Below are 8,666 nucleotides of genomic sequence, written 5' to 3' on the forward strand. Positions count from 1 at the left end.
TATTTTTTTTTAAATAAAATAACCCAAACAATACCAATAAAATATTGAACAAAAAATCCTATTTCAAGACATTATTGGAAACAAGCAATTATAGGCAAAATCTGCCTTCATAAAATAAAACATGAAAACATGAAAACAGCAAGGAGTTCAAAGAGAGCATGGCGCCTTTAAAGTAAAATATAGCACCCCATTGCAATGCATAAAAATAGGAAGTTGCCTAGGAATGAGTTAATCACAATAACGCTTGTTTTATGCTACTTTAATAGAGAAAATTTTCTGCGCAGATACGATTTATAAAGACATTGCTGTATAAAGAGAATCGCATGATCTGTAATTTGTAAAAAGAATCAAATTCCTGTAGAAGCATGCTAAGCTATCTATCTAGCTTTCTTTATTTAATATTGAAAAGTACTCTTATAAATCTATGTGGGATAACGAACAACAAAAAAACGATCCTGGACAAGACCCTGCTCTTGTCGTCAAGCGCTTGCGGCCTGCGCGCCGACAGGTCTCTGCTCGTTGGCTTACGGGAACCATTCTGACAGGAATCACTTCCTGCATTCTTATGGGGATTGCACTTTTTACGGCTCTTGATGAACAACAGCGATTGGTAACACCGCCACAATGGTTTACGCAAGAAAACCTATCAGAATCACAAGACCCTGAGGCCAATGGCTATAAAGGTGATCGTATTTCTCCCACCCATGCAAGGCAAAGCTTTGACAGAAAACGTCAATTTGAACTATCGATTCTACAAAAAAAAGGCGATGAAAAAGTCATTCAAACACAACATTTTGAATGGATTCGTATGGCTTTAGCCGAAAATCGCCCCCAGAAATATAACTATCCAAAATTTGATTCTTTAAGCATTCTTGCTAGTGATACGAAAAATCAAAATATCGCACCACAAGAAGATTCTGGGCAGATTTACGGTGCAAAGGTTGAAACAAAACTCACCTTACGCAGCTATGATTTTAAGGTAAATCAATTCGATTTTGATGACAGCGACACATTGACAGATGAAGAGGCACAACAAGAAGTGCAAAAAGCTGGATTTACTTTAGAAAAGAGCTCCGAACTTCTTTCAGTTCTCACATTGATTGATCCTTTAAAATTAGAAGATGTATCCTCCCCTTCCCAAGGCACAGAATCCCCTGAAGTTCGAATCGTTCAAGAAAATGTAACCGTTTCTCCTCAAAGTCACCGTATCGATCTGACGAAAAACTATGTTGAAGATATTATTCCTATTCGTAAAAAACAAACGATAGCCGATGCTTTCAAAAAAACCAGTTATACAAAAAAGCAAATTGACCAGGTTGTAAAAACGCTAGAAAAAATAAGCCTTTCCGATTCACTTAAAGAGGGAAGCCTTTTACGCATTGGTATCGTGACACAAGCTGGTGAAGAAGACCATCTCGTACGCGCAAGTATCTATCAAGGGATGCATCATGTTCTCACCATTGCCCTGAATGATAAAGGCCAATTCATTGAAAGCACAGAGCCTAAAATGTCTAAAGCACTTAAAACGGCTTTTCAAAATGGTATTCCACATTCTTATATCAATAGCGCGCAATTACCAACGGCTTATGATGCACTCTATAGTGCTTTGCTAAGCCATAATATATCACAATCTCTCTCTCATCGTCTTATTCGTCTGCTGGCCACCAATATTGATATGAAAAGTCCGATAACACCCAATGATCAGATCGAAATATTTTATGCTGTACCACAAAGCGATAAAGAAAACAAAAACGGCAAAAAGAATTTGAAAGCAAAGGAAGCATCCAAGAACGCTGATCCAGAAATTCGTTATATTAGTGCAACTTTTGGGAATACAACTTATAAATATTACCGTTATCAATTAAAAGATGGAAGCGTTGATTATTATGATTCTGAAGGGAAAAGTTCAAAACCTTTCTTGTTGCGCAAACCCACACCAAATGGCATTTTTGGCTCTCCCTTTGGTCCACGCAAACATCCTATTTTAGGCTATGTCCGCATGCATACGGGTGTTGATTGGATTGCTCCTAAAGGATCACCCATTATTGCTGTAGGAGATGGTATTGTTACAAGAGTAGGCGTAACAGGCGGCTATGGAAACCATACGGAAATTCAACATGCCAATGGATATGTCAGCAGTTATTCACACCAAAGTCGTTATGCACCAGACATCAAACCAGGCGTGAAAGTACGACAAGGACAAATTATTGGGTATGTTGGATCAACAGGAATGGCAACCGGACCCCATTGTCATTTTGAAATCATTGTCAATGGCGTCAAGGTTGATCCCATGCGCATTCGTATACCGGATAGCAAAGCCTTAACCAATCAAGACCTACAAACATTCCTACAAGAAAAAAACAACATTGATGCCTTGATCAACAGCCCAATAGTACCCTCCGAAGAGACTTAAAGCATGAAAGCATCTGCATTTTTACGACTCAAAACATCTAAAAAATATGCTTGAGCGCTTACTTTTCTCAAAGAGATTTCCGCATTTTAAATATCTATTAAAGAATACGCCGAAAGATGCCACCACCCAAGGTCGCATCACAATGATTAAAAATAAAACGCCCTCCCCTTTTCAGGTTTACGCACAATAGAAAAGTGAAAAATATGAAACCCCAAAAGGCTAACTCTTTTTGTTTATTTTATCAAAACGATAGCCCGTCCTTATTTGCCATGCAATAAAATCTCAAATCAAAGAGGTGCCCGCTAAAGGATGAAGATTCTAAAATCCATATCATTCTATAAACAACCCGACTTTTTGTTGAATAGATTCCACTTGTTGAATGTATGCTGTTCATAGCCCTAAAGGACGGTGTTTCATGAACTTTCTGAGCACGTTCTACCTTAAGAGTATTCGTTACACACTTTTACAAAAACACCCCATATTTAAAGTTTCACATGCCTTACAAAAAATAACAAAACTTGAAAAAACTCTCTCTTTGCAAAGCAATAGAGCTTACGAATATAAGTATTATTGGCTTAAAGGAGCACTTATTCAAAATAAATTTAAAGGCTAACTTAAGCACTTCAAAGCTCTCAGACAAGGAGAACTTTGAAAGCCGATCATCGGAGTCAACAAAGCAAAAAAACAACAAGAGAGAAAATCAAACATTACACCAAAAGATAAAGAAGCAAAGTTGTTTCTCTTGAAGGCAATTGACAATCTGATATGAATGGTGCTGTGTTCGCGCTACTGAAGCCGTATTTTTCCTTCTTCTTGTGAAAAGATGCCCTCCCCATACATTCACGATGAATGAAAGGCAGCTTACCACGAGAAAAGAGAAAATTTACCCTTTTAAAAAATCAGTCAGAGCTTTTTTTTTGAACTATTCATGCTAAGTTTTGGCAAAGGAATGACAATCTTTGTACCTCCTAAAGCAGAAGTTTCAAACAGAGGTTTTTCACCAAATTGCATACAGAGCTGTTCCACGACCACACGACCAAGTCCTGTTTTTTGTTTTAAAGTTTGGCTTTTCATTCCCACGCCATCATCTTCTACAATGAGCATCAATTGTCCATCTTTCTGGGGACCAAAGGAGATATAAATATGACCCGACCGTTGATCAGGAAAGGCATGTTTTAAGGAATTGGTTAGCAACTCGCCAAGGATAATTCCAAGTGTTGTCGCATCTCTTGAAGACAGGCGACAATCTTTAAAGTTGGTGTGAATGGTGATGTTTTCACGCAATTCAAAAGGGACTGCCAATTCGACATCATGCACAACAGAGCTGAGAAACTCTGCCAATAGTGTCGTTTCCATATCATCACTTAAGCGCAAACGACGATGTGCTGTAGAAATTGTCTGAATACGATCACGTGCAGCCCCTAGAACAGCACGGACCTCTTCATTTTTGCTCCGGTTTAACTGGAGCCCCAACAAAGAAGACACCGTCCCAAGAGAATTGCCAATACGATGGCTTGCATCCTGCAACAATATTTCAACCCGTTGGCGTTCTTTTTCAGCGTGATTACGTGCTCTTTCTAATTCTTGTGTTCGTTCTTTCACGCGGGCTTCCAGAGCGATATTTTCACTATGAAGCAGCAATTGATACAATTTTAAAGAGCGCATATCACGATGAAAACGATTAATAACAAAATAGGCAGAAATAAAGGTACTCACAACGGAAACAATAGCCGCCAATGTCAAAGCCGCCCGCATCAATGCGATACCCTCACGCTGTTTTTGTCGCACCACATCATCCCCATTAATAAAGCTTGTCATCAATTGAGCTAAACGTGCTACAGGAATCTTTGATACTTCCAAAGAGTCCGCATGAGAAGGTTGAGAAGGTTGTTCAGGAATCGCATCAAGAGCACGCATATGGGCATTCATAAAGGCTTTTCGTGCTTCAACCTCTTCTTTAAAAGCCGTAAACCATTTATACCACTGCGGATGCGCATAAACAATAAGTGCGATATAGTCGAGAATATTCCCCAACTCCCGCTCTGCATTTTCAAAACGTATTTTATCTTCCGCCTTGCGCGTTTTTGCATAGCTGCGGTCAGCAACAGCCATATCAATCAGGCTAATAAGGACCAAATCAGCCTGTTCGCGCAATTCTGAACTTGTATTCAACTGTGCGACTTCTCGATCAACGGCATTTGAAAGCAACATAATAAAAACCGATGCCAAAAGAGCCATAACAAGAGAAACAACAATCGCACCCCACCGCCAGCGTGATATCGTTGCATCAGAAGAAGGCATTTGAGGCATCAAATTTGTTTTTGTTGTCATAGAATGTCCATTGGCGAACTTGAAAGTCGTCATTTTTCAGCACAAAGGAAGGCAACCTTATGGAACATAAAACCTAAAGCCCGTGAGAAAGTTTTATACAGGCTTTTCTTGTGTTCTTAAAGATACACGCCAAACTTCTGAATTCCCTCAGATACTGACTTTACTGTAATAGCTATAACGGGAATAAAAAAAACAAGGCTATCGATCATAATTATTATGCTTTTTTAGCCGTTAAATGAACACAATGTACTTCCAGCTGAGTAAGAATCAGGACCATAATCAGACTCACCATTGACTTTAAGAAGTTCTTGTAATCGATTACGCGCCCTGCTCACACGGCTTTTAATGGTTCCAACAGCACAACCACAAATAGCCGCAGCATCTTCATAAGAAAACCCCGATGCGCCAATGAGAATAATGGCTTCTCTTTGATCGGCAGAAAGCAAATTTAAGGCTTTTTTGAAATCTTGCAAATCAAGTGATCCATATTGAGCAGGATGAACAGCGACATTTTGAGTAAACACGCCGTCGGTATCTTGAACTTCTCTTCCCTTTTTACGCATTTGACTATAAAATTCATTGCGCAAAATGGTAAAAAGCCAAGCTTTAAGATTAGTTCCCATCTCAAAACTATCTTGCTTAGCCCATGCCTTCATAACAGTATCTTGGACCAAATCTTCGGCTTTATCGTGCTTGCCACTTAAAGAAACAGCAAAAGCTCGTAAAGCCGGCAACACAGAAAGGAGTTCTTGTTTAAAGTTTTTCGCGCACTTTGACATAAAGGATTCAAACCTTTTCCACATTGTTTAAGCCAAATTGCTCTGCGCGCTCCAACTTCTCTAAAAGCTCAAGCAAACACCGTGGCAGTGCTTCTTCTTGAATTTCCATGTAAAATTGACGTAACTTCCGTGCTATTTCGCTATTGACCCCGAGAAGATCATCTCCAACTCTAAATTGTGTGGTGAGATTTTTTTCATCACGGTCGTTCATTTTTCATCCCCCTAATCCATATATTACTAGTAGCACCGCGAAGAATTTTTCGCCTTATGGTTGTAAATATAGCTGCCGGTAAAAAGTTCCATACAAATCAAGGAACTTTTTTATCGGTTGAGAATTTCAACCAACAAAATGCTTGAAAGGTCAAAGGAGTTATAAATTATGTCATTATCAACGCGCATTGCCCCGCATCTTCCCTATCTTCGACGTTTTGCCCGCTCTGTCACCGGTAGCCAATCCTCTGGCGATGCCTATGTTTCAGCGATGTTGGAAGCACTCATTGCCGACATCTCCATTTTTCCCAAAGCCTCCACTGACCGAATTGGTACCTATTGGCTTTTTTGCCATCTTTTTGACCAAACCACACCAAACATCCCTGAGCCCCTGCCCCAATTTGGTCTTGAACAAAAAACCAGTGCCAAATTATCCTATCTCACGCCCCGTGCACGCCAAGCATTTTTGCTCATTGCCGTTGAAGGATTTCATGAACAAGACGCCAGCGAAATCATGAATCTGGATACAAAAGAATTTCGCAAGCTTCTCAACCAAGCATCCATTGATATTTCTCAACAAATTGCCACTGAAGTCATGATTATTGAAGATGAACCTCTTATTGCACTTGATATTGAGCAAATGGTAGAAAGCCTAGGTCATCATGTTGTAGGAATAGCGCGCACGCGTGATGAAGCTGTCATCATGTATCATAAGAAAAAACCACGGTTGATTTTGGCTGATATTCAATTAGCCGATAACAGTTCAGGGATTGATGCGGTCAACGAGATTTTGAAAAATGACCGTATACCGGTGATTTTCATCACGGCTTTTCCCGAAAGGCTTCTCACTGGCGAGCGTCCAGAACCAACTTTTTTAGTGACCAAACCTTTTAACCCTGATATGGTGAAAGCGCTTATTTCCCAAGCTTTATTTTTTCAAGAGAATGCTTCTAAAGCGGCTTAGAACAGGGTAACATCTTAAAATTATGATCGTTACGCCTCTTTCAAAGCCTCCCATGGATAGATCTCATATGAGTGCGCTCATGCAAGCGATTCGTGGTGCTGATATTTGCGTTCTCTATCAGGCAACAAATCTGGTTTATTTATGGGCTGAAAACTTGCCACACCATTTGCACAATAAATGGCGGGTTGGGTGTCGTGACAGCGACTTTTTTTCGCTTGACCTTGCAGACAATATGGAAACCATCAAACTGCAAGTTTTAGCCAGTGGCAAAATGCAAACTGTTGAAGCACGTTTTGAAGATACAAATAAACAAGAGATTTGGTACAAATTTTCTATTGATTGCCACCGCAATGATAACGAAGACATTATTGGGATTATCACCACCGGTGTCAATATTTCCGGCTTACGCCGCCGTGAACAAGTGCTTAAAATCCTTCTTCGCGAGGTCAGTCACCGTTCTAAAAACCTTCTAGCGATCATTCAAAGTATTGCCAGCCAAACCGCCCGCTATACTGAATCTCTTCAGGTTTTTTTACGAAAATTTCAAGGTCGTCTTCATTCTCTTTCTCATTCTCAAGATCTGATCACTGATTCCGATTGGCGCGGTGCTCAATTTCGCGAATTGGTCCAAACGCAGGCTTTAGGTTATTTTATGAAAGAAACAGAACGTTTTTCACTTGAAGGCGTCGATCCTTATCTTTTTCCCAATGCCGCTTTGCATATCGGTTTGGCTTTTCATGAACTGATTGTCAATTCTCTTTCTTTTGGAGCCCTTTCCCAAGAAAAGGGGAGCATCTGTGTACGCTGTGAAATTGAAACAAAACTGAATGGCAAAACGCAACTTATCATCACGTGGCATGAAAATTTTGAATCCGGCATCCCTCCCACAAACAATAAAAAAGCCTGTTTTGGTAGTGCCGTTCTCGAAAAAATCGTTCCCATTTCCGTGAATGGTTCAGCTTCCCTCAAATTGACACAAGAAGGAATTGTCTATTGCCTCTCTGTTCCTGATACTTATTTTGATATTTTTTCTTAAAAGAGCATTTTAAACAATGAACAAGAGAAGTTTCCCCTTTTTTAGCAAAATGTCTCATCTGTTTATTAAGCACAAAGATATTTTCCAACCTCTTTAAACCAACCTCTATAGTCCCCCAATAGTTCCGCAAAACCTTAACGATGAGAACTGAAAGCCACAAATCCATTCCCGCTGTCAATCAACTTCCATCCCTCATATAACCGGCATATTTTAAAACAGAAACCAAAACGATAAAGAGCAAACCGTTTCAACTCTTACTATGCCAAATAAAAGCGAGCCTATTACCCATCTCTTTTTGTGTAATTTTCGCAATGCGCATATAATTTTATTTTGGCATAATATGCAATTTCAAGGAGTAAAGCTAACATCCATCATCATTCTTCAGCTTTACGGGCTTAAAGCCTCCACGACAACGACAATTAATTGATGTAAATTACACATTTTATGCTTTTATTTATCGCATTCTTTAATGGAGATATCCTCTTCAGTTACAATAGGACATTCTAAAACAGAATACACTTATGTCTTTCATTCACGCACTTTTTTAATATTTCCCAGCGCATCCACGCTCATTTCAAAACAGTATCTGTAAATAAGATATAATAGCCCCCAGCCCCGTAAAGTGAACCATCAAACCCGCCCCTTTTTGCGCCATATCCTTCTTTACCTTCATGCCCCTTTTCACTTCATAAAAGTAGTAGCTGAGCATCATCATACCATTTGTCTCTCATGTTACAACAGCCATTGACCTTTGAGAGCGTCCATAAGAGGCATTTTAGGCTTTTTTTCAAATATTTCTCATTGATACAAAGCCCCCACACACCCTTTTATGACGTGCAAGCCAATGACTTTGATTAATTCACTATAAAGGGGAAAACGCATCTCAAAGGGGAAAACGCATCTCAAAGGGGAAAACGCATCTCAAAGGGGAAA

6 protein-coding genes are annotated in these 8,666 nt (G+C 39.6%); 3 read left to right on the forward strand and 3 right to left on the reverse strand.

The features are described 5' to 3' along the window. Positions 1-424: 424 nt before the first annotated feature. Complete coding sequence (locus ACFIMG_RS05755; protein WP_375678890.1) at positions 425-2,413, forward strand: M23 family metallopeptidase; 1,989 nt, start codon at positions 425-427, stop codon at positions 2,411-2,413. Positions 2,414-3,316: 903 nt separating this feature from the next. Here the strand turns inward: ACFIMG_RS05755 and ACFIMG_RS05760 are convergent. The 3 genes from ACFIMG_RS05760 to ACFIMG_RS05770 form a co-directional block, all read right to left on the reverse strand. Next, a complete protein-coding gene (locus ACFIMG_RS05760; RefSeq protein ID WP_375678891.1) occupies positions 3,317-4,744 on the reverse strand; it encodes a sensor histidine kinase in 1,428 nt (475 codons plus the stop codon). Positions 4,745-4,968: 224 nt separating this feature from the next. Continuing rightward, a complete protein-coding gene (locus tag ACFIMG_RS05765; protein ID WP_375611691.1) occupies positions 4,969-5,523 on the reverse strand; it encodes an RNA polymerase sigma factor in 555 nt (184 codons plus the stop codon). A gap of 7 nt (positions 5,524-5,530) precedes the next feature. Then, the gene (locus ACFIMG_RS05770) at positions 5,531-5,734 is read right to left on the reverse strand and encodes a NepR family anti-sigma factor (protein ID WP_375610684.1); all 204 of its coding nucleotides are present in this window, start codon (positions 5,732-5,734) and stop codon (positions 5,531-5,533) included. Between the two features lie 168 nt (positions 5,735-5,902). Here ACFIMG_RS05770 and ACFIMG_RS05775 point away from each other — a divergent pair, with 168 nt between their 5' ends. Next, positions 5,903-6,697, forward strand: coding sequence for a response regulator (locus ACFIMG_RS05775; protein ID WP_375607013.1), 795 nt, complete (start codon positions 5,903-5,905; stop codon positions 6,695-6,697). A gap of 22 nt (positions 6,698-6,719) precedes the next feature. Next, positions 6,720-7,733 (forward strand): sensor histidine kinase, encoded by a 1,014-nt coding sequence (locus tag ACFIMG_RS05780; protein ID WP_375618002.1) that lies wholly within the window; start codon positions 6,720-6,722, stop codon positions 7,731-7,733. Positions 7,734-8,666: the final 933 nt, after the last annotated feature.

The sequence above is a fragment of the Bartonella sp. AP11XZML genome (assembly GCF_042196445.1).
Classification (GTDB): Bacteria; Pseudomonadota; Alphaproteobacteria; order Rhizobiales; family Rhizobiaceae; genus Bartonella.